Below are 22,034 nucleotides of genomic sequence, written 5' to 3' on the forward strand. Positions count from 1 at the left end.
ATTAGCATTATAAATACGCATTAAACCGGCTTGAACCCACACCAGGGAGGCTCCCATGTCCCACACCCCCGCTACCTCCAGCCAACGTTCCGTTCTGGTGATTGGAGGTGGGCCCGCAGCCTGGAGATTTGCCAAGGCCTTCCTCGACAAGGACTCCGGCGCCTCCCACCTTACCGTGCTCAACGCCGAGAAACACCTGCCCTATGACCGTGTAGCGCTAGAGAAGATTTTTCACGACACCACCCGCGACCTCACCCTCGGCGACCCCGAACTCTGGAACAACCCCCACGTCACCCTCGTCAATGGTGTGAGCGCAACCGCCATCGACCGCAAGAACCGCACGGTCAGCGCAACCGATGGCCAGACCTACCCCTACGATGAACTGATTCTTGCTACCGGTTCATCGGCGGTCAAGATTCCCATTCCTGGCTCCGACAGCGCCCACGTCTTCCGCACCATCGATGATGTGCAAACGGTGGTTGCGGAGGTTGCCCGTCTTACGGAAAAGCTAGGACGCCGCCCCCGCGCTATCGTGGTCGGTGGCGGCCTGCTGGGGCTCGAGGCCGCAGAGGGCCTGCGAGACGTTGGAGCTGACCCCACCATTCTCGATGTGGCTCCCTGGCTGCTATCGATTGAGGTAGACCAGGGTGGCGGTTTCGCGGTCAACGCCGCAATTCGCGAGGCAGGAATCGTGGTTGAAACCGGTGCTTTTATCTCAACCATTAACAAGGATTCCGCCGGTGAGGTTATCTCGGTATCGGTGGCAAACGGTATGGGTGATGAAGCCGATGTGCACCAGCTCGATGCTGACCTGGTCATGATGGCTGCCGGCATCCGCCCCAATGATCAGCTAGCCCGGGACGCCGGTTTGCAGGTGGGCGAGCGCGGCGGCCTCGTGGTCTCCCCCAGCTGTCAGTCGGAAGACCCCCACATTTGGGCTATTGGTGAAGTAGCCTGCGTGCTGGGTCGCACCTGGGGCCTGGTGGCTCCGGCGAATCAGATGGCTGAAGCTGTGGCAACTAATCTCACCGGTGGTCATGAAGAGGTAGAGAGCTTCGATATCGCCACCAAACTCAAGTTTTCGGGTCTGGAAGTAGCCGGTTTTGGTGACCGTCGCGGGGTGACCGAAAACTGCCTAGAGATCATGTTTGCTGACCCGGCTCGCGGCCTGTATCAGAAGATTGTGACAACCGCCAATGCGAAGACCCTGCTCGGTGGCGTCTTCGTGGGTGATACCGCCCCCTACGATTCGCTGAAGCCGCTGCTGGGCAGGGAGCTGCCCGCGGAGCCGTCCGCCTTTCTCACCGCTGCAGGAAGCGGGGATGGCGTGCCCGATACAGAACTGCCCGACGACGCAGTGCTGTGCTCCTGCAACAATATCTGCTTCGGTGCAGTGCGGGAAGCAGTAAAGGGCGGCGCGCACGATGTAGGTGCGGTCAAGGCTGAGACAACCGCCGGGACCCAGTGCGGCTCGTGCGTACCCATGATCCAAAAGACCCTAGAACAGACCATGAAGAAACTGGGGCTGACGGTCTCGAAAGCCCTGTGCGAGCACTTTGACCTCTCGCGTGCCGAGCTCTTCCAGGCTGTCTACGCTGTGGGCGACCTCGATGATTTCTACTCCGTGCTCAAGCGCTTTGGGCGGGGTACCGACGGCTGCGCCATCTGTAAGCCGACCGTGGCGTCCATCCTTGCATCAACCCGCAAGTCCTACGCCCTGGACGGCGGCCGCGGCGCCCTGCAGGACACCAACGACCGCAACCTGGCCAACATGCAGAAGGACGGCACCTACGGTGTGATTCCCCGTATCCCCGGTGGCGAAATTACCCCGCAGAAGCTGGCCGTTATTGCCCAGGTGGCAGCTGACTACGGGCTCTACACCAAGATTAACGGTGCCCAGCGTATCGGCATGTACGGGGCCCGTCTTGAGCAGCTGCCTGAGATTTGGCAGCGGCTGGTCGATGCGGGCTTTGAGTCGGGTCAGGCCTACGGTAAGTCCTTGCGCAATGTGAAGTCCTGTATTGGTTCTGCCTGGTGCAGGTTCGGTATGCGCGATTCGGTGGCTATGGCAATTGATACGGAAAACCGCTACAAGGGTTTGCGTTCTCCCCACAAGTTCAAGGTGGCAGTGTCTGGCTGTAACCGTGAGTGCGCAGAAGCCCAGGGCAAAGACGTGGGTCTTATTGCCACCACGAACGGCTGGAACCTCTACTTTGCCGGCAACGGCGGCGCTAACCCCGCCCACGGCCGCCTGTTTGCGCAGGATCTCGACCAGGAAACCGCCTACCGTTATATTGACCGTTACCTCATGTACTACATCCGCACTGCGGATAAGCTCCAGCGCACCGCCCGCTGGGCTGAGGACCTCGATGAAAAGTTTGGCGACGCTATCGAGCACCTGCGCGAAGTGATTATCGATGACAAGCTGGGCATCTGTGAGCAGCTCGATGCTGATATGCAATACCACATTGACCACTATGAGGACGAGTGGGCCGCGACCCTGCGCGATGAGAAGCGCCTGCGCCGCTTTAGGGCTTTTGTCAATGAACCTGAGGCTAATTCGGCGGGTGACCGCATGTACGTGCTGGAGCGTGACCAGATCCGCCCGGCCACCGAAGCGGAAATCGCTGCAGCCGAGGCCGATGGTGATCTTGAGGGTGAGGACGCCGGCGAGAAGGTTTTGATTGCCGGGGCCATTTTGCCGGTGCACGCCGGCTAGCTGCCGCCGTGTGACCTCGCGTGACAAGGTTGTGGTACTCCGGTTCATGCGAGGTCACGCAAGTGGGTGAAGCTGCCCGACCCGTGTGAGGATGAAGGGTAAAGAGTTTTCTAGGGAGAGGATACGGCGTGTTCGCTGATCTTGATGTCACCAGTGCTGCGGTGCTGCTCTGCGGAGCATCGGAGCGGGTGGGGCAGGTTGCGCCCAAGTATAAGGCGGCGGCTGAGGTCATGAGTGTCTCCTCTGCTGGCCTACTCCCCTCTGTTCTAGAAGATATCGCCCCGTCTGTGGTGGTCATCTGTGCCGAGCAGCCCGATGAGATTGGGAGCTGGCGGCAGGCGATTAAGGCGGCCCTGGGCAGCAGGGGTCTGCACACGGTTCTTCTTGTGGATAGCGAACCGGCGCCCCAGCAGGTCGGCAGGGTCTTTTTGATTGGGGCTGGCCCCGGCGATCCCGGCCTCATGACCCGCCATGCCCTTGAGGCACTGAGTCGGGCGGACGTCGTCCTGCTTGACCATCTTGCTCCCCACCAAGACCTGCCCCGCTGGGCGCCTAAGGCTGACATCATCGATGTGGGCAAGATTCCCGGCCAGCACCGGGTGCCGCAGCGGGAGATTGACCGGCTCATGGTAGAGCATGCCCTAGCCGGTCGAACCGTGGCCCGCCTCAAGGGCGGTGACCCCTATGTCTTCGGACGCGGTGCTGAGGAGCTCTATGTCTGCGAGCAGTCCGGTATACCGGTCACGGTGTATTCGGGGGTGACCTCATCGATCGCGCTGCCCGCCCTGGCCGGGGTGCCGATTACCCTGCGCGGTGTGTCCCACATGTTTACCGTGGTGTCTGGGCACGCGCCTCTAGGCAGCTCGGAGCTGGACCAGCTAGCGGGCCTGCTCAAGGACGGCGGCACGGTCTCCCTTCTCATGGGCGTCAAGTCCCTCCCCCATACCGTTGCCGGTCTGCGCGAGCGCGGGGTGCCGGCGTCCTTGCCTCTGATTGCGGTGCAGGACGGCTTCCGCCCCAACCAGCGCGAAGTTTACGCGACCTTGGGTGACTGCCTCGAAACCCTGGCCGATGTGAAGCCGCCTGCTGTGATTACCCTGGGCGAGGTGTGTGCGGTGGCCGGCCCCCGCCGCGAAGAGGTCATGGCAAGGGCTTTTGAGACCCACTAGGCAGCAGCTGCCACGGCGACTTTTCAAGCTGGGGCCGACGTCCTAGCACCAAATTCGACTCCGGGCCCGAGTCCTTATCGTGTCTTCTCTTCATTTCGACGCGTCCGCCGGTTTTCCATGCCTCAACCGTGGAAAACCGGCGGACGCGTCGAAGGTTTAGTGGGGTGCTAGAAATCCGGACGGACGCTCCCGGTGCGGTCCAGACAAGTTGTGCAGACCCCACAGCAGCTAACTTCTATGACGCGTTTATGTCCTTGTGGCGCCTGAAACGTTAGGCCTATCCCCCGCTAAAGGGCACAGTTATCCACAGATTCACCCCTGAGCCTGCGATAAAGGGCCTCAGCGGTGCAGTCTAGATGCATGAAAAGCCTGCACGATATTCACCCCCTAGTTCAGACAGCCCAAGATTTGGAGCTGCGCGGTTTTACCCGTCATGCTGTGCGTCAAAAAGTGTCCCGCGGCGAGATCGTCAGAATACGCCGCGGGGTCTACGTGCCCTCTCAAAGCTGGTCTTCACTCCTACCGAGTGAACGCTATGTGGCCCGGCTGGTTGCCCATTCAAAAAGTATGGGTGCTCGAACAGTTTTCTCGCACCAGAGCGCTGCGGCTCTCTATGGTTTTGCTCAACTGACTGTTCCTGACCGTATTCACGTTGCAGCGCCGAACTCTAGGGCTCATTCTTCACCGGGTGTCACCGTGCACGGGCTTACGAGTAAGCCCCAGGAGCTTGCGGGTATTCCCGTAACATCTGCCCTACAGACAGTGGTGGATTGTTGCCGGGTTCTCGACCTACGCCATGCTCTCGTACTGGCCGATAGTTCCTTAAGAGCTGGGGTTCTTTACCCCGATCTCTTGACGTGTTTACGCCAGGCTACGGGCCGCGGCAGTAGTCGCCTACAGAGGTTGGCTGATTTGGTCAATCCGCTTTCCGAATCTGCTGGTGAAAGTCTGGTGGTCTATTTCTTAGACGAGTTTGGCTTTCCGCCCTGCCAGCAGCAGGTATGGGTTGAGGGCGGCGGACGGCGCTACCGGCCTGATTTTATGTGGCCTGAGTGCATGATCATTTTAGAGTTTGACGGAAACATCAAATACGCGGGGTCAAACCGTGAACAGGTTTTTGGTCAGCAGAATGAGCGTGAAGCCTGGCTCCGCGGTAGAGGCTACAACGTGGTACGCACCAACTGGCACGAGGTTATCTACCGACCGCAGTTGTTGGCAGAGAAGCTGAAGCGGGCTTTTGCGTCCGCCGGGGTATACCTATAGCTTCGACGCGTCCGCCGGTTTTCCATGCCTCAACAGTGGAAAACCGGCGGACGCGTCGAAAAGCCAACCCTATACTAGCTGCTGCTCGTCCGCCTCCATCGCCCAGCGCGCAAAGGTCTGGGAGGCGTCCGCTCGCTCCGCAAGGTAGGTGCGGATTAGGCGTTTAAGGTAGTCTTCTAGCAGGTCAGCCTCTACCTTGAGACCGCGCACGGTGCGGCCGAGGGTGCCGGCGGCGTCGTTCTGGTAGTCGGCCAGCCCACCGCCGAGGTGAACCTGGAAGCCGGGTACTTGGCGTCCGTCCTCAGTGGTAATGATCTGCCCCTTGAGCCCAATATCGGCAGTTTGAATACGGGCGCAGGAGTTGGGGCAGCCGTTGATGTGCAGGGTCAGGCGCTGCGGGAGCTGGTCAGCAACATCAGCTAGGCGTTCTTCGAGGTTATCGATGACGCGCGCTGCGGTGGACTTGGTCGCCACAATCGCCAGCTTGCAGTATTCGATACCGGTACAGGCAATGGTGGAGCGGCGGAAGACGGACGGACGCGCGTAGAAGCCCAGCTTCTCGGCTTCGGTGATGAAGGGTTCAACATCATCTTTTTCGATGTCGAGCACGACCAGCTTCTGGTAGGGGGTGGTGCGCAGACGCGAAGAACCGTACTTTTCAACCAGGTTGGCCAGGTCAATGAGCTGGCTGCCGCTGATGCGCCCAACGGTGGGGGTCAGGCCGATGTAGAACTTACCGTCCTTCTGCGCGTGTACTCCCACGTGGTCGCCGGTGACGGCGGGGGTCTCGGGGGCGGGGCCGTCGGGCAGGGCATAGCCCAGGTATTCTTCTTCCAGTACCTGCCGGAATTTCTCTACCCCCCAGTCAGCAACCAGGAACTTGAGGCGGGCCTTGTTGCGCAGGCGGCGGTAGCCGTAGTCGCGGAAGATGGAGATGACGCCCTTCCAGACCTCCACGGCCTGGTCCTGGGTGACGAAGACCCCCAGGCGCTCTGCAAGCTTGGGGTTGGTGGAGAGTCCGCCACCGACCCACAGGTCATAGCCGACACCCAGTTCCGGGTGGGTAACGCCGACGAATGCTACGTCGTTGATTTCGTGGACGACGTCCTGGCTGGGGTGGCCGGTGAAGCAGGTCTTGAACTTACGCGGCAGGTTGGAGAAGGCCGGATCGCCGATGTACTTTTCTTTAATCTCTCGAATGACCGGGGTGGGGTCGATGAGTTCGTCAGCGGCAATTCCTGCCAGGGGTGAGCCCAGAATGACGCGGCTTACGTCGCCACAGGCCTCGGTGGTGTCGAGCCCCACCTCTGCCAGGCGGCGCCAGATTTCGGGTACGTCTTCTACCTGGACCCAGTGCAGCTGCACGTTCTGGCGGTCGGTCACATCGGCGGTGTCGCGGGCAAATTCTCGGGAGATTTCACCGATTACGCGGGTCTGCTCGGTGGTGAGCTGGCCGGAGTCGATACGCACGCGCAGCATGAAGTACTTGTCTTCGAGTTCTTCGGGGCTCAGGGTTGCGGTACGGCCGCCGTCAATGCCCTGCTTGCGCTGGGTGTAAAGACCCCACCAGCGGAAGCGGCCGTGTAGGTCGTCCGAGTCGATGGAGTCGAACCCTTCCTTGGAGTAGGTGTCGATAATCCGTTCGCGTACGTGCAGGCCATCATCTGCCAGCTTGAATTCTTCGTTGGCGTTGAGCGGGCTTTTGCCGTCGATTTTCCACTGGCCGTTGGGCTTCTTTGAGACGGGTTTACGGCGGGCCGGTGCGGCTGCCTGGTCGGGGCGGGCGGTGAGGGTCTTAGCCATAGGTTTAGTCTTTCGTGCGTGTGGTGCTGGTGGCGAGAGTGTGATGTGAAGATGCGACAGTTTCACTGTAGCCGGTGGGGCGGCTGAGGGTGAGGTTTCGGCTCCGCAGCACTCCTCGGGTGCTCAGGGCCAGCCCGGTCAGGGCTGCTCCCAGGGTGAGCGGCAGGCTGTAGGGGGCCAGGGCCGGTACGAGGCCGGTGAGGTAGGGCAGGTGGGTGACGACCAGGCAGGTGCCCACGAACCCGCCGAGGGCGGTGGGGTTGATGCGGGTGACCAGCCAGGCGGCAACGGGGGCGGCGAGGACGCCACCGGCCAGTAGGGCAAGGACGGCGAGCAGATGCTCGGTGAGGTCCTGCCACATTCCCAGGATAAAGCCCAGGCTGGCGGCTAGGGTGACCAGGAATTCGGCGGTGTTGACCGTGCCCACGATGCGGCGGGGCTCGGTTTTGCCGATGGTCATGAGGGTGGAGCTGGTGACCGGACCCCAGCCTCCCCCACCGGCGGCGTCCACGAATCCGCCGAAGAGCCCGAGGAAGCCGAGGGTGCGGGGGGTGGCGGGAGCGCCGGTGCCGCGGGCGGTGCGGCGGCCGGTGGAGAAGCGGAGTACCAGGTTGATGCCAATGAGGGTCAAGATAGTTGCCATGACCGGCTTAGCGGTAGCCAGGGAGAGGTTGGAGAGCAGGGTGGCTCCGGCAAAGGCCCCTACCGCACCCGGCAGGCCCAGTCGCAGCACGACCTTCCAGTCGATGTTGTTGAACCGCCAGTGGCTGATGCCCGAGGCGAGGGTGGTGCCGAGTTCTGCCACATGAACAACTGCCGAGGCACTGGCCGGGTTCATCGCGGCGAGGGTGAGGAGCAGGGTGGTTGAGGTGACTCCGAAGCCCATGCCGAGGCTGCCGTCAACGAGTTGTGCGAGCAGACCGCCCAGGGCGATGAGTAGTAGTTTGTTCATGGTGGTGTTCGTTCTGTGAGGGCTGCTAGCGGACGAGACCCGCGGCTAGGGTGTTGCCGTCTGCCTGGTTGATCAGTAGCAGGGAGCCCACCAGTCCGCGCCCGGTGTAGGGTTCGACGGGTAGGTCTTCTGCCAGTTGCAGGGTGACGGTGGCGATGTCGTTGAGTTCAACTGCTTCGCCGGGGTGTTCTTGGTTGGTGTCGATATCGAGAATGGAGTCGATGGAGGTGAGGCGGGCCCGCACCAGGGAGGTGCCGTAGCGCAGCTTGACCTTGGCACCCGGACGCAGCGGGGTATCGGCTAGACCTACCAGGGTGGCGGTCAGTTCCCGGCTGCCTGCGGGGCGGTCGGCACCTGCAATGAGGTCACCGCGGGAGAGGTCGATATCGTCTGCCAGGCGCACCACGATGGAGTCTCCTATGGTGGCAGTGGTTGCCGCCCCATCTGCGGTATCGATGTGGGTGACGGTGCTGGTTCGCCCCTGCCCCAGGTGCACGGTGTCGCCCACAGCCAGGTGACCGGCAGTGATACGCCCGGCGTAGCCCCGGTAGTCGGTACCCTGGGGGCGAATCACACACTGGATGGGCAGGCGCAGGCCAAGGTCTGACTCCTGCTCAGCAACGTCGACGGTTTCGAGGTAGCGCAACACGGTCGGGCCGGTGTACCAGGGGGTGTTGGCAGAAGGTTCCACCACGTTATCCCCCTTCAGGGCGCTAATAGGGATCACGGTTACCTCAGCGACGCCCTTGGCCTGCGCCAAAGCCGTGAACTCTTCGCGGATCTGCTCAAAGACGTCCTGGGAGTAATCCACCAGGTCAATCTTGTTGACCGCCAGCACCGCCTGGCGAATACCGAGCAGGGAGGCGACCGTCAGGTGGCGGCGGGTCTGGGTGACCACGCCGTGGCGGGCGTCCACCAGCAGCACGACGACCTGGGAGGTTGAAACACCGGTGACGGTATTGCGGGTGTACTGCACGTGCCCCGGGGTATCAGCCAGAATGAAGGTGCGCTCGGCGGTGGAGAAGTATCGGTAGGCCACATCGATGGTGATCCCCTGTTCGCGTTCAGCACGCAGGCCATCGACCAGCAGGGAGAGGTCAAGGCCCTCGTGGCCGCGCTCGCGGCTGGTGCGTTCTACGGCTGAGAGCTGGTCAGCGAGGACGCTCTTGGTGTCGTGAAGCAGGCGGCCCACGAAGGTTGATTTGCCGTCGTCGACGCTTCCGGCGGTGCACAGGCGCAGGGTCTGGCGGGTTGCGAGCTGGGCGGACGCCGGTGCCCCGCTTGCTGTCTCGATTTCGGTGGGGTGGGTGAGCAGGGTCATTTTAGAAATAACCTTCCTTCTTACGGTCTTCCATGGCGGATTCGCTCAGGCGGTCGTCCGCGCGGGTTGCGCCGCGTTCGGTCAGGGTGGAGGTGGAGATTTCGGTGATAATGTCCTGTACCGTGCTGGCTTCAGATAGGACGGCGCCGGTGCAACTCATATCGCCGACGGTACGGTAACGTACCCGGCGGGTTTCAAGGGGTTCGCCCTTGGTGGGGCCACCCCACTCCCCTGCGGTCAGCCACATGCCGTCGCGGTTGAAGACTTCGCGCTCGTGGGAGAAATAGATGGGGGGAAGCTCGATTGCGCGGGCTCCGATGTATTCCCAGATGTCGGCTTCGGTCCAGTTGGAGATGGGGAAAACGCGGATGTTCTCGCCGGGCAGGTGGCCGCCGTTGTAAAGGTTCCACAGCTCGGGGCGCTGGCGGCGGGGGTCCCAGCCGCCGAAGGCGTCGCGCACCGAGAAGATGCGCTCTTTGGCGCGGGCGCGTTCCTCATCGCGGCGAGCGCCACCGAGCACCGCGTCGTAGCCCTGTTCTTCGATGGTTTCGACCAGGGGGACGGTCTGCAGGGGGTTGCGGGTGCCGTCGGGGCGCTCCTGGAGTTCTCCCCGGTCGATCCAGTCCTGGACTTTGGCCACGCGCAGGCGGGCGCCGGTGCGCTCCACCAGGCGGTCGCGGAAGTCGATAACTTCAGGGAAGTTGTGGCCGGTATCTACGTGGAGCAGTTCAAAGGGCACGGGTGCTGGTGCGAAGGCGCGGCGGGCTAGTTCGTAGACGGCAACGGAGTCTTTACCGCCTGAGAAGAGTAGGGCGACCTTGTCGAATTGCCCGGCTACTTCGCGCAGGATGTGGATTGACTCGTTTTCTAGGTCTTTGAGGTGGGGTGAAAGGGTTTCTGTTGTTGTGGTGCTCATGTGTGTAGTCCGCATTCTGTCTTGGTGAACCCTGCCCAGCGTCCGCTGCGGGGGTCCTGGCCGGCTTCAACCTTGGCGGTGCAGGGGGCGCAGCCGATTGAGGGGTAGCCTGCCTTGGTCAGGGGGTGAACTATGAGGTTCTTTTCGTCGATGTACCGGTCGGTATCTTCGAGAGTCCAGGTGACCAGGGGTGATATTTTCAGCCGGCCGTTGGCGTCAAGGTCTAGGGCCGGGGTGGTAGCGCGCAGCGGTGAGTCGGCCCGGCGCAGGCCCGTGATCCAGCCGGTGTAGGGAGCCATGGACGCTGCCAGCGGCTCGACCTTGCGCATACGGCAGCAGGCGGCGGGGTCGCTGCCGTAGAGGTTGATGCCGTAGCGGGCGTCCTGCTGCCCCACGGTCAGCAGGGGCTCAGCCCTGACCAGGGTCTGCGGGTAGCGGTCCTCAACCTGCTGGGCAACGTCCAGGGTTTCAGGAAAGTGATAGCCGGTATCAAGGAAAAGGAAATCCGAGTCGGGGAGGTAGCGGCTTGCCAGCTCCGCCAGCACGGTGTTTTCCATCGAGAGGGTGACGACCAGACGGCCACTCACGTGCTCATGGGCCCAGGTCAGGATTTCTTCGGCGCTCGCATCGTAGAGCTCGGCCGCATACCGGTCAACGAGTTCTCGGTTAGCCTCTTGCTCAGCAGCAGAGAGCTGAGCCGGTTCAGCAGTGCCTTCCGGGCTAATCGCGGGGTCTTGCAGCGGTGCGGCCGGCGAGCCAACACCAAAGTTTTTAAAGCTCACGGGTGAGGGTGTCATGGCGCTCCTTTCACAACAGTTCTTCGGGTGAATTGTTTGAAAGTCTAGGCTTATGGGGGCAGGGTGGTCGAGTTATTTCATGGGTCAGGTCACGGGGAGACATCTTTACGTCACAGGTCTTCACCGGGGGTAATTTTTACGCAATCTAGTTTGCACGGGTCGCAGGTCGCGCACTAGGGTGCGCTATTAGGTCACGCCCCTCTGTCATCTAATGAAACGCGCGTTCCGCGGGGCAGCTGGAGCGTGCCACAATGGTGTTTATGCGTATTTTGTCTATTCAGTCCGCTGTTGCCTACGGCCACGTAGGTAATTCAGCCGCCGTCTTCCCCCTGCAGCGCCTTGGCCACGAGGTCATGCCCGTCAACACCGTCCTCTTTTCAAACCACACCGGCTACGGTGCCTGGCGCGGCCCGCTGATCTCGGGCGACGACGTCCGCGAAATCGTCACCGGCATTGAAGAGCGCGGCGGGCTGACCGACACCGCCCTGGTCATTTCTGGCTACCAGGGTGGCTCTTCCATCGGCGACGCCATCCTCGATGCCGTTGCCAAGGCCCGCGCAGCCAACCCGGGCGTCCTGTACTCCTGCGACCCCGTCCTGGGTAATGCCACCAGCGGCTGCTTTGTCTCCCCCGAGGTGCAGGAGCTGATTCGCGACCGCGTCATTCAGCACGCCGACATCATCACCCCCAACCAGTTTGAGCTGGGCTTTGTAACCGGTACCGACCCCAAGACCCTGGATGAGGTTCTTGAGTCCGTGGCTGCAGCCCAGAAGATTGGCCCCCAGACCGTGCTGGTGACCAGCGTGAACACCCCCGAAACCCCCGAGGATTCAATCCAGATGCTGGCTGTTTCGGGCGATGAGGCCTGGCTGATTACTACCCCGCGTCTGCCTATGAAGGCCAACGGTTCAGGCGACGTTACCCAGGCCCTGTTTGCCTCCCACTTCGCGTCGGGTAAGAGTCTGAAAGAGGCCCTGGAACTCACCACTGCCAGCGTCTACGAACTGCTGAAGAACACCCTGGTCTCGGGCCAGCGTGAACTGCAGCTGATTGAGTCCCAGCAGGCCTACGTTGAACCTGCTGAGACCTTTGAGGCTGTAGCGGTTAAGCGCTAAGAGCGGCTAAAGCTTCGGTGGCCCTCTCTAGGGCAACTGAAGCGACTACCGCAGCAGAGGCGGCGTCTCCGGGCAGCACCAGCGGCTCGGCGACGACCGCCTTTTCTGTGCCCTGGTAAGCCTTGGTGAGTTTGCTGTGGAAGTAACCGCGGGCTAGCAGGTAGGTTGAGATGTATTCGGCCTGGTTGTTCTCCCAGGCCTGTTCGATAGTGGGTTCAATGTCGGCAACAAAACCGTAGGGCACCTGCCGGCTGAGCAGGGTGCTGAAAACTTCTGCCTGATAGAGCACGGCTTCACGGCCGTCCGCTCTGGAGGAACCGGCTGCTGCCAGCGCGATATCGTCGTAGCCGTCCCAGCCCGCTTCTTCGAGGCGCTGGCGTTGCAGCTTAGCCAGGGCTGCGGAAGGGCCGAGGGCGCAGGCTACTGCGGTGGTCAGGTGGCTAGCGTCTGCTGCTGCCTGCCTCATGTCGTGTTCGGTGTGGTAACCCGGTGAGAGTAGCAGGGGCAGAAGGACGGCGGTAGCCCCGGACGGCAGCTCCTGCAGCACCTGCGGCAGGGAGGGCTCTTGCACATCAACGTAGGCTTCGTGCACGCTGTAGGTTCCCGGTGACTGGGTCTCAACCAGGGCGGTGAGCTGCTCTCGGATGAGGTTAACGGCTTCGCGGCCCTGGGGATTATCGGTTCCGTGGGAGGTGGCGACCAGGTGAATCATGGGGCTCCAGTCTGCTGCCTGCACAGCACAGTGGGTGGGGCTGACCCCACCCACTGTACAGCACAATCAATCGACTGGCAGATGCGCTTCTCCCGCTTTTATCGTGCTGATTCCTCCGCAAGGGGTTGGCTGACCAGTTTCTCCGCTTCCTCCTTGCTGAGAATCCGTCCGCCAAGTCCACCGCGGTCGTGCCAGGCACCACCGACCTCAATTCTGGAAGCAATGTCCAAGCCGCCAGCCTTGACGGGCTCCCAGCCACCCAGACGCAATAGGTGGGTAATGCGCTCTTGCGCTACAGGGTCATCCGTTGCAAAAAGTTGAGCCACCTTTTCGCCGCTACCGGTAGTTTCTTTGCCCAGATTAGCCGCGCTCATGGTTCCCAGCGCTTTGACGAAATGAACCCCCTGAGGCAGCAAGGCAGCGTTTTGCTGGCCAGCTGAGGACCCTTCTGGGTTGGCGGAAACCGCCCGGCCATCGTCAGCAACCCGGAAGTTGTTGGATGGATCAACAACAACCTTGTCCACCAACTGTGAAGAATGTTCCTTCAGGAGCTGCTGAGTAACGGGGAACATCGTAGCGAAGACAACTGTGTCTGCCTCGTCAATGACCTGCTCGACGGTACCAGCCCGAATACCTAGCCCCAGTTCCTGGGCTGATTTCTGAGCCGATTCGAGATCTGATGCTGCAACCAGTATCTCTTCTCCCCCGCGGGCCAGGCGAAGGGCGACCTGTGAACCGATACGGCCTGTTCCGACGATTGCTGTGGTCATGACAAGCTCCTTATTTAGTTCATATATTGACTATTCCCACTTTACTCTCACGCTCTTAATTTTCAACAAAAGGGGTTGGGTCGCGTCTTATTTCGACACAAGACGAGCCCCAGCCCTAACGAAGGGAACAATTTAGCCAACAGCCTCACAATCACAACCTAGCGGTCAAAAATGAAACCGCAGTGGGGCTCAGTGCTGGCGCAACTGGTGTAAACGGTCGATCCCTCTTCCCCTAGCGGCCCCGTAATGCTGACCTGCCGTACTTCTCCGCTGTCGTCCTTCCCCAGAACAAGGTAGGCCTGCCCGTCCGCATCGAGGTGCAGACCAGCAGCGGGCTCACCGGCATCATCGAAGAAGGGGTGAATCTCGAACCGCGGTTTCTCTACCGGCGCGGAGGGTAGAGTACCCTCCTGGCTATACCCGGTATCGGTGGGTGCTAGCACCACCACGGACCTATCCGTTGCCAGATAGATGTTGCCGTAGCGGTCAACGTTGGAGTCCCGCGCAAGATTCCAGGTCATATTGCCCATGACGGTGCGCGCAGAGATGAAGGCGTAGGTATTACCCAGCCCCTCATAGAAGCCGATGGGTTCACCGTCCCGATAAACGGCGTAGGCCAGTTGCATCTGGGAAGGGGCTGTCCCCGGATTCATATCCCAACCATAGGTGCGAATCTCTACCGGCCCGAGGGTGGGGTGGGTGACAGCAATGGTTTCGTAGTTGGTACAGCGGTCTGAGCAGGCATCCTCAACGACCTGAAGTGCAGCTATCGCTGAAGAGCTTGAGGGCGCAGGGGTGCTTGCTGGTGCGGTCGCAGAGGTAGAAACGGAGGAAGAGGTCTGAGCCGGTGCCTGCGATGGGGTTTCACCGCCACCGGCACAGGCGGTCAGAAGTGGTAACAGGGCCAGCATCCCGAGGTGAGGACGCCAGCTACCGGGGCGGTTGGTGAGGGCGGAGCGGGTGCGGGGGTTGCGCTTCACGGTCATCATCTCCTTTGATTGATGGCTGGTTACCGTCATAGGCTCCCTCCTCCTATGCTAAGTAGGCTGGCTAGTTGCTGTCAAGAAGATGATGCCGGTTCGCCCCAGTCCCCTGCCCGCTCCGGCTATGAGGCTGCGGCCCGCCGAATCACCTTGTACTGGGCTGCCTGGGCAACCGGTCGCATGGTGATGTGGTCCAGGTTGATATGGTGGGGGACGTTCACGGCGAAGGTGACGGTCTGGGCAACGTCCTCAGCCAGCAGGGGCTTGTCCACGCCAGCGTAGACCTTAGCGGCAGCCTCATCCGAACCCAGGCGGTTTCGGGAGAACTCTTCGGTGTGCACCATGCCGGGGCGCACCTCAATCACGCGCACGTTGTGCTCAGCTTCTTCTAGGCGCAGGGTTTCGGTCAGGGCTCGTTCACCAAACTTGGCGGCGTTGTAACCTGCTCCCCCTTCGTAGCCGGCTTCGGCTGCGGTTGAGGTCAGATTCAAAACGGTGCCCTGCCCGTTTTCGCGCAGGGCGGGCAGGAAGGCCTTGACCATATTGAGGGTGCCAATCACGTTGAGCTCGAACATGGCCGACCAGCCAGCGGGGTCGGCGTTCGCCACAGAATCAGCCCCAATAGCACCGCCGGAGATATTAACCAGGGCGTCGAGACGGCCGCCGGTTTCGCCCAAAATTTCCTGGGCGCGGGCGGCAACCGCGTCGGCGTCCGTAATATCGAGGACGACCGGGCGCACTCCGGTTGCCTGAGCCAGGCTTTCAAGGCGGTCGGCTCGGCGGGCCACGGCGTAGACCGTCCAGCCTGTCTCGGCCATCAGTTCGGCGGTGGCACGGCCGATACCGGAGGAGGCACCGGTCACCACGGCGACCTTACCGGCCTGGGCGTCGGGGGTGAAGGGATTAGCGGGAAGTGATGTAGTAGTCATAGCACTAGCCTAACCTGCAACATATTTTTATTCGTGAGAGAATAGGCCACATGGCTGAAATCAACCAGGGCACAGACACGCCCGCAGAAAACACCGTAGAAATTACCGTCCCCGCGAAGCCCGGCCTTGAAGGCCTCGAAAAGAAGTTCACCGAGAACTGGGCCGCCAACAAGACCTACGCATTCGACCCCAACACCACCCGCGAGCAGGTCTACTCCATCGATACCCCGCCGCCCACCGCGTCCGGCTCCCTGCACGTCGGTCACATGTTCTCCTACACCCAGACCGACGTCATCGCCCGCTACCAGCGCATGAAGGGCAAGAACGTCTTCTACCCCCTGGGTTGGGACGACAACGGCCTGCCCACCGAACGCCGCGTGCAGAACTACTACGGCGTACTCTGCGACCCGGCTATCCCCTACGACCCCGATTTCAAGGCTCCCGAAAAGCCCGCTAAGAACCAGCGCGACTGGCCCCGTATCTCCCGTCAGAACTTCATCGAGCTGTGCGAGATCCTGGCGGTAGAAGACGAAAAGGTCTTCGAAGAGCTCTTCACCACCCTGGGTCTGTCCGTCGACTGGTCACACACCTACCGCACCATCGACGCCCACTCCCGCAAGGTCTCCCAGCTGGCCTTCCTCAACGACCTGGCCAGCGGCGACGCCTACATGGCAGAGGCCCCCACCATGTGGGACGTCACCTTCCGCACCGCGGTAGCCCAGGCAGAACTTGAAGACAAGGAACGACCCGGCGCCTACCACCGCATCTCCTTCCACCGCGAGAACGGCGAGAAGGTCTGGATCGAGACCACCCGTCCCGAGCTCCTGCCCTCCTGTGTCGCCCTGGTCGCCCACCCCGACGACGAACGCTACAAGCCCCTCTTCGGCACCAAGGTCACCTCTCCCCTCTTCGGTGTAGAGGTCGAAATCAAGGCCCACCCCCTGGCTCAGCCCGATAAGGGTGCCGGCATTGCCATGATTTGTACCTTCGGCGACACCACCGACGTCACCTGGTGGCGCGAACTGCAGCTTCCTACCCGCGCTCTCATCGGCCGTGACGGCCGCTTCGCCACCGACACCCCCGAGTGGATTACCTCCGCCGAGGGCCGCGAACGCTACGAGCGCATGGCAGGTGCTACCGTCTTCACCGCCCAGAAGACCGTCGTTGAGATGCTGGTCGAAGCCGATGAAATGGATGGCGACCCCAAGCCCATCACCCACCCGGTCAAGTTCTACGAAAAGGGCGACAAGCCCCTTGAAATCGTGGCCTCCCGCCAGTGGTACATCCGCAACGGTGGCCGTGACGCCGACCGTCGCAACGCCCTGGTTGAGCGCGGACGCGAAATTACCTGGCACCCCGCCTTCATGCGCTCCCGCTACGAAAACTGGGTTGAAGGCCTCAACGGTGACTGGCTCATTTCCCGCCAGCGCTTCTTCGGCGTGCCCTTCCCCATCTGGTACAAGCTCGATGCCGACGGCGAACCTAACTACGACGAGCCCATCATCCCCAGTGAAGAGATGCTCCCGGTCGACCCCGCTTCGGACGCCGCCCCCGGCTACACCGAAGACCAGCGCGGCGTGCCCGGCGGCTTCATCGCCGACCCCGACGTCCTTGACACTTGGGCCACCTCATCCCTGACCCCGCAGATTGCCACCGGCTGGGCCGTGGACGAAAACCTGCACAAGGTCACCTTCCCCATGGACCTGCGCCCCCAGGGCCACGACATCATCCGCACCTGGCTCTTCTCCACCGTGGTACGCTCCAACTCCCTGGAGAACTCCGTGCCCTGGACCGACACCGCCCTTTCCGGCTGGATTCTGGACCCGGACCGCAAGAAGATGTCCAAGTCCAAGGGCAATGTGGTGGTCCCCAACGAGGTGCTCGAAAAGTACGGTTCGGACGCCGTGCGCTACTGGGCAGCCAGCGCTAAGCTGGGTGCCGATACCGCCTACGACGAGGCCCAGATGAAGATTGGTCGCCGTCTGGCCATCAAGCTACTGAACGCCTCCAAGTTCGTGCTCGGCCTGGGTGCCACCGCCAACTCGGTCATCACCGACCAGGCCGCGGCAGGCGTCCTCACCAACGAGCTCGACCGCTCCCTGCTAGCCCGCCTCGCCGCCCTGGTTGAAGAAGCCACCGCTGCTTTTGAGAACTACGAGTACGCCCGTGCCCTGCAGATCTCAGAGACCTTCTTCTGGCACTTCACCGACGACTTCGTTGAACTCATCAAGGACCGTGCCTACGGCAACGTCGGTGAAGCCGAACAGGCCTCCGTCCTGGCAGCCCTGGCCACCACCCTCGACGCCATGCTGCGCCTCTTCGCCCCCTTCCTGCCCTTCGTCACCGACGAAATCTGGTCCTGGTGGCGAGCAGGCTCCGTGCACCGCGCACCCTGGCCCACCACCGACGGCTTTGCCGCCGCGGTTGCGGACGCCGACCCCGCAGTCCTGCCCACCGTAGCAGCTGCCCTGGGTGGTCTGCGCAAGGCCAAGTCAGAGGCCCAGGTCAAGCAGCGCACCGAGGTCGAAACCGCAACCATCACCGGTTCGGCTGAAGACATCACCCGCATTCGCGGCGGTCTCGGCGACCTCAAGGCAGCAGGTAACGCCCGCGACCTCACCCTCACCGAAGCAGAGGGCGAGCTGGCCGTCACTGACGTTGTGCTGATTACTGAGGAAGAAAACTAATGTTAGTGGGCCTGCATACCCCCTAGGCGGCTAACCTTCTTGAGCTCGCGCTGGGGCGCTCGCTCAATTCATGCCAGCCCCAGCCAGCCGCCTTCGGGGGTATGCCGGCCCGGTACAGCTGCATCAGAAGATTAGGCCCGGTTCCAGAGCTTCTGGAACCGGGCCTTTCGTGTATTCGGTAACAGGGGTATTAAGCGCCCGCTACTACTTTTCGGTGTTGAAGATCGGGCCGACGTTGCGGGGGCGCTTGATTTCAAAGAAGCCGGGGTAAGAGGCTAGGGCTACCGCGCCGTCGAAGACCTTGGCGGCTTCTTCACCGGTGGGAGCCGGTGACATCACGGGGCCAAAGAAAGTCACACCGTTGATGCTCATCAGGGGCACGCCAATATCGTCGCCACCGGCTGAGTCCAGGCCAGCACGGGTGGACGCGCGCATCTGCTCATCGTACTCTTCGGTAAAGGCAACCTGGGCAAGCTCAGCAGGTAGGCCCACCTCAGCCAGGGCAGCCTCAATAGCCTTCTCGAAGTAGGTGCCCTCTTTATTCTTCTGGTGGTGAATCTGCTCACCCAGGGCGGTGTAGAGATCATCGAGTTTCTCCTGGCCGTACTGTTCTGCCACGGCGGTAGCCACGCGGGCAGGGCCCCAGGTGTTGTCGATGTGCTTGCGGTAGCCCGGGTCAAGGTCACGGCCCTCGTTCAGGACAGCGAGTGAGAAGGGGTGCCAGGTAACGGCAACATCGCGCTGGGTCTCAACCTCTTTAATCCAGCGGGAGGTCATCCAGCACCAGGGGCAGGTAGGGTCAAACCAAAAATCAACGGTATTTTCAGCCACGGGTTGTCCTTTCAATCAGGGGTGGGATACAAGAGCCCGCTGCCAGCGCGCAGAGGCACCGACAGCGGGAAAGACTATTAGGCAGATTTTTTCTCGGGGGCTTCGAGCACCAGAATCGGGTCCTTCTCCCCCGCCACAACAGCCTCATCAATAATGACCGAGGTGACGTCTGAGCGGCTGGGTACATCGAACATGACCGGCTGCAGAATCGACTCCATGATGGAGCGCAAACCGCGGGCGCCGGTATCTCGCTCAACAGCCTGGCGGGCAATAGCTGCCACGGCGGCGTCCTCAAAAATCAGCTCGACCCCGTCGAGGGCAAACATGCGCTTGTACTGCTTGACCAGGGCATTCTTAGGCTCGGTCAGAATCCGCTTGAGGTCAGACTCGGTGAGCTTACCCAGGGTTGCCAGCACGGGCAGGCGGCCAATAAATTCAGGAATCAGACCAAACTTAAGCAGGTCCTCGGGCATGAGCTTGGTGAGAATATCGCTCTCTTTAGCAGCCTGGTCAATAGATGCGCCAAAGCCGATACCCTTGCGGCCCACTCGCCCGCCCACAATCTCTTCGATACCGGCAAAAGCACCGGCCACAATGAAAAGAATGTTGGAGGTATTAATCTTAAGAAAGTCCTGTTGGGGGTGCTTCCGCCCGCCCTGCGGGGGAACAGCTGCCTCGGTGCCCTCAAGAATCTTGAGCAGGGCCTGCTGCACACCCTCACCCGATACATCTCGGGTGATGGAGGGGTTGTCGGCCTTGCGGGAAATCTTATCGATTTCGTCGATATAGATAATGCCACGCTGGGCCTTTTCAATATCACCGTCAGCAGCCTGGATGAGCTTGAGCAGAATGTTTTCAACGTCCTCGCCCACGTAGCCGGCCTCGGTTAGGCTGGTGGCGTCGGCAACGGCAAAAGGTACGTTGAGTTTCTTGGCCAGGGTCTGGGCCAGGTAGGTCTTACCCGAGCCGGTGGGGCCAACCAAGAGAATATTAGACTTGGCAATCTCTACGTCTTCGCCCTCGGTAGCCAAAAGCTCCTTGGCCTCAAAGGCAGGGCTCTGCTGGGCCCGAATACGCTTGTAGTGGTTGTAAACGGCAACAGATAGAGCACGCTTGGCGGCCTCCTGGCCAATCACGTACTCCTGCATGTGGTCAAAGATTTCACGCGGGGTGGGGAGCTCTTCAACGGCACCCAAATCTTTCACATCGGCGAGCTCTTCTTCGAGAATCTCGTTGCACAGTTCAATGCATTCATCGCAGATGTAAATGTTGGGGCCGGCGATCAGTTTACGAACCTGTCGCTGGTTCTTCCCACAAAATGAGCATTTGGGAAGAGTGGTGCTATCGCCTAGGCGAGCCATAGACCCTACCTTTCCTTGGGTTCCTCTACCTAATCTACCGTGAAAACCTGCCTAGCCCAACATGTGACGGTTCAAGCAAGGTTACGTCTTTATGACTTAACAGTTGAACCGGGCGGGCTATTCCTTCTCTACCGCTTGGCAGACAGAAGGACGCCGCCCCTGCCCTTCCCTGCCCTTAGGCAGGTGGGGCGGGAGGCGGCGTCCGCACCGAGTCTGAAGGTGAGCAGTGTTTAGTCGTGCTTCTCGGCGGTGTTGAAGGAGGGCTTGACGGCCTTGCGGGATTCAAGCACCTGGTCAACGATGCCGTACTCGAGGGCACCCTTGGCGGTGAGGATGTTATCGCGCTCGATGGACTTATCGACCTCTTCAAAGGTCTTGCCGGAGTGCAAAGCCAGGGTCTGGGCGGTCCACTCGCGCATACGCATCACCTCGTTGGCGTGGATCTCGATATCAGAAGCCTGGCCACCCTGCTGACCCGAGAGGGCGGGCTGGTGGATCAGCACGCGGGCGTTGGGCAGGGCAAGGCGCTTACCGGGGGTACCTGCTGCCAGAAGGACGGCGGCAGCTGAGGCAGCCTGGCCCAGGCAGACGGTCTGGATTTCGGGACGGATGTACTGCATGGTGTCGTAGATAGCAGTCATCGCGGTGAAGGAGCCGCCGGGTGAGTTGATGTAGAGGGTGATGTCGCGGTCGGGGTCCTGGGACTCAAGCACCAGCAGCTGGGCCATGATGTCGTCGGCTGAGGCGTCGTCGACCTGCACGCCCAGGAAGATGATGCGGTCTTCAAAGAGCTTGGCGTAGGGGTCCTGGCGCTTGTAGCCGTAGGGGGTGCGCTCTTCGAAGTTGGGGAGCACGTAGCGGTCGGTGGGCATACCGGCAGGTGCGGTTGATGAAGGAAGGTGAATCATTCGTTTCTCCTGTAAAAAGTTCTGTGCCGGTTTACTTGTCGGTGGCGCTGGTGGCCGGGCCGATCTTGTCGAGAATCTTGTCGAAGAAGCCGTAGGCCAGGCCTTCTTCGGCGGTGAACCAGTTGTCGCGGTCGTTATCGCGCAGGATGGTTTCAACGGTCTGGCCGGTGCGCTCTGCGGTGATTTCGCTCAGGCGCTTCTTCATGTCGAGAATCAGCTGGGCCTGGGTGCGGATGTCGGAGGCGGTGCCGCCGATGCCACCGGAGGGCTGGTGCATGAGGATGCGGGCATTGGGGGTGGCGTAGCGCTTGCCGGGGGCACCTGCGGTGAGCAGGAACTGGCCCATGGAAGCTGCCATACCGGTGACAACGGTGACAACGTCGTTGGGGATCAGCTGCATGGTGTCGTAGATTGCCATGCCCGCGGTGACGGAGCCGCCGGGTGAGTTGATGTAGAGGTAGATGTCTGCCTCGGGGTCTTCAGCTGAGAGCAGCAGGAGCTGGGAGCAGATGCGGTTGGCGTTGGAGTCGCGCACCTCGGAGCCCAGCCAGATGATGCGTTCCTTGAGCAGGCGGTTGTAGACGTAGTCGTCCTGGCCGCCCATGGGGGTTTCCATGGCGGGGGCCTGGTGTGCTTCAGGGGTGAAGGACATGTGTTCCGCTCCTTGTGTCGGTTGCAGCACCAGCGCGGACGCCGGTGCCAAAGATTTGCTTGACACTTAGGTTATCGCTTTTGGGGTTCCAAAAATTGCCTTTTGCTCTTCAGTTCGCTGTTGGCATGTGCCCGCTACGCTGTGAG

General features: G+C 61.3%; 18 protein-coding genes. 5 read left to right on the forward strand and 13 right to left on the reverse strand.

The annotated features are described in order from the left end of the window. Positions 1 to 55: 55 nt before the first annotated feature. The 3 genes from nirB to L7A20_RS10630 all read left to right on the forward strand — a co-directional run bounded on the left by nirB (position 56) and on the right by L7A20_RS10630 (position 5,151). Positions 56 to 2,719, forward strand: coding sequence for a nitrite reductase large subunit NirB (nirB, locus tag L7A20_RS10620; RefSeq protein ID WP_237223505.1), 2,664 nt, complete (start codon positions 56 to 58; stop codon positions 2,717 to 2,719). Between the two features lie 128 nt (positions 2,720 to 2,847). Further along, a complete protein-coding gene (cobA, locus tag L7A20_RS10625) occupies positions 2,848 to 3,888 on the forward strand; it encodes a uroporphyrinogen-III C-methyltransferase (protein WP_237223506.1) in 1,041 nt (346 codons plus the stop codon). Between the two features lie 903 nt (positions 3,889 to 4,791). Further along, positions 4,792 to 5,151 carry a DUF559 domain-containing protein gene (locus L7A20_RS10630; RefSeq protein WP_237223507.1) on the forward strand — a complete coding sequence of 120 codons (360 nt, stop codon included), beginning with the start codon at positions 4,792 to 4,794 and terminating at the stop codon, positions 5,149 to 5,151. Positions 5,152 to 5,220: 69 nt separating this feature from the next. Here the strand turns inward: L7A20_RS10630 and L7A20_RS10635 are convergent, their stop codons facing one another. Genes L7A20_RS10635 through L7A20_RS10655 form a run of 5 tightly spaced genes read right to left on the reverse strand, consistent with a single transcriptional unit; the run spans position 5,221 to position 10,940 of the window. Then, positions 5,221 to 6,954 carry a nitrite/sulfite reductase gene (locus L7A20_RS10635; RefSeq protein ID WP_237223508.1) on the reverse strand — a complete coding sequence of 578 codons (1,734 nt, stop codon included), beginning with the start codon at positions 6,952 to 6,954 and terminating at the stop codon, positions 5,221 to 5,223. Positions 6,955 to 6,958: 4 nt separating this feature from the next. Further along, positions 6,959 to 7,906, reverse strand: a complete 948-nt coding sequence (locus L7A20_RS10640; RefSeq protein WP_237223509.1) for a sulfite exporter TauE/SafE family protein — start codon at positions 7,904 to 7,906, stop codon at positions 6,959 to 6,961. 25 nt (positions 7,907 to 7,931) lie between these two features. Further along, complete coding sequence (locus tag L7A20_RS10645; protein ID WP_237223510.1) at positions 7,932 to 9,227, reverse strand: sulfate adenylyltransferase subunit 1; 1,296 nt, start codon at positions 9,225 to 9,227, stop codon at positions 7,932 to 7,934. 1 nt (position 9,228) lies between these two features. Further along, the gene (gene cysD, locus L7A20_RS10650) at positions 9,229 to 10,158 is read right to left on the reverse strand and encodes a sulfate adenylyltransferase subunit CysD (protein ID WP_237223511.1); all 930 of its coding nucleotides are present in this window, start codon (positions 10,156 to 10,158) and stop codon (positions 9,229 to 9,231) included. Beyond that, complete coding sequence (locus L7A20_RS10655; protein ID WP_237223512.1) at positions 10,140 to 10,940, reverse strand: phosphoadenylyl-sulfate reductase; 801 nt, start codon at positions 10,938 to 10,940, stop codon at positions 10,140 to 10,142. The genes cysD and L7A20_RS10655 overlap by 19 nt, the downstream gene beginning before the upstream one ends. 260 nt (positions 10,941 to 11,200) lie before the next feature. Here L7A20_RS10655 and pdxY point away from each other — a divergent pair, with 260 nt between their 5' ends. Next, positions 11,201 to 12,055 (forward strand): pyridoxal kinase PdxY, encoded by an 855-nt coding sequence (gene pdxY / locus L7A20_RS10660; protein WP_237223513.1) that lies wholly within the window; start codon positions 11,201 to 11,203, stop codon positions 12,053 to 12,055. Here pdxY and L7A20_RS10665 read toward each other — a convergent pair. The 4 genes from L7A20_RS10665 to L7A20_RS10680 all read right to left on the reverse strand — a co-directional run bounded on the left by L7A20_RS10665 (position 12,045) and on the right by L7A20_RS10680 (position 15,449). After that, a complete protein-coding gene (locus tag L7A20_RS10665) occupies positions 12,045 to 12,767 on the reverse strand; it encodes a sirohydrochlorin chelatase (RefSeq protein ID WP_237223514.1) in 723 nt (240 codons plus the stop codon). The two genes, pdxY and L7A20_RS10665, sit on opposite strands and share 11 nt — an antisense overlap. Positions 12,768 to 12,865: 98 nt before the next feature. Beyond that, positions 12,866 to 13,537: an NADPH-dependent F420 reductase gene (locus tag L7A20_RS10670; RefSeq protein ID WP_237223515.1), complete on the reverse strand. Its 672-nt coding sequence runs from the start codon at positions 13,535 to 13,537 to the stop codon at positions 12,866 to 12,868. Between the two features lie 158 nt (positions 13,538 to 13,695). Further along, entirely contained in the window at positions 13,696 to 14,556 is an 861-nt protein-coding gene (locus L7A20_RS10675) for a hypothetical protein (protein WP_237223516.1), read from the reverse strand. Positions 14,557 to 14,642: 86 nt separating this feature from the next. Beyond that, the gene (locus L7A20_RS10680) at positions 14,643 to 15,449 is read right to left on the reverse strand and encodes an SDR family oxidoreductase (RefSeq protein WP_237223517.1); all 807 of its coding nucleotides are present in this window, start codon (positions 15,447 to 15,449) and stop codon (positions 14,643 to 14,645) included. Positions 15,450 to 15,499: 50 nt separating this feature from the next. Between L7A20_RS10680 and valS the strand changes: the two genes are divergently transcribed. Beyond that, on the forward strand, positions 15,500 to 18,136 hold the full coding sequence (gene valS / locus L7A20_RS10685; RefSeq protein ID WP_237223518.1) for a valine--tRNA ligase: 2,637 nt from the start codon (positions 15,500 to 15,502) through the stop codon (positions 18,134 to 18,136). A gap of 204 nt (positions 18,137 to 18,340) precedes the next feature. Here the strand turns inward: valS and L7A20_RS10690 are convergent, their stop codons facing one another. From L7A20_RS10690 to L7A20_RS10705, 4 genes are all read right to left on the reverse strand, one after another. Next, positions 18,341 to 18,967, reverse strand: coding sequence for a DsbA family protein (locus tag L7A20_RS10690; protein WP_272879227.1), 627 nt, complete (start codon positions 18,965 to 18,967; stop codon positions 18,341 to 18,343). 77 nt (positions 18,968 to 19,044) lie between these two features. After that, a complete protein-coding gene (clpX, locus tag L7A20_RS10695) occupies positions 19,045 to 20,328 on the reverse strand; it encodes an ATP-dependent Clp protease ATP-binding subunit ClpX (protein ID WP_237223519.1) in 1,284 nt (427 codons plus the stop codon). Positions 20,329 to 20,558: 230 nt separating this feature from the next. Next, a complete protein-coding gene (locus L7A20_RS10700) occupies positions 20,559 to 21,236 on the reverse strand; it encodes an ATP-dependent Clp protease proteolytic subunit (protein ID WP_185174588.1) in 678 nt (225 codons plus the stop codon). A 31-nt stretch (positions 21,237 to 21,267) separates the two neighbouring features. Further along, positions 21,268 to 21,888, reverse strand: a complete 621-nt coding sequence (locus L7A20_RS10705; RefSeq protein WP_272878352.1) for an ATP-dependent Clp protease proteolytic subunit — start codon at positions 21,886 to 21,888, stop codon at positions 21,268 to 21,270. Between the last annotated feature and the right edge of the window lie 146 nt (positions 21,889 to 22,034).

The sequence above is a fragment of the Rothia nasimurium genome, from assembly GCF_928381415.1.
Classification (GTDB): domain Bacteria; phylum Actinomycetota; class Actinomycetes; order Actinomycetales; family Micrococcaceae; genus Rothia; species Rothia nasimurium_H.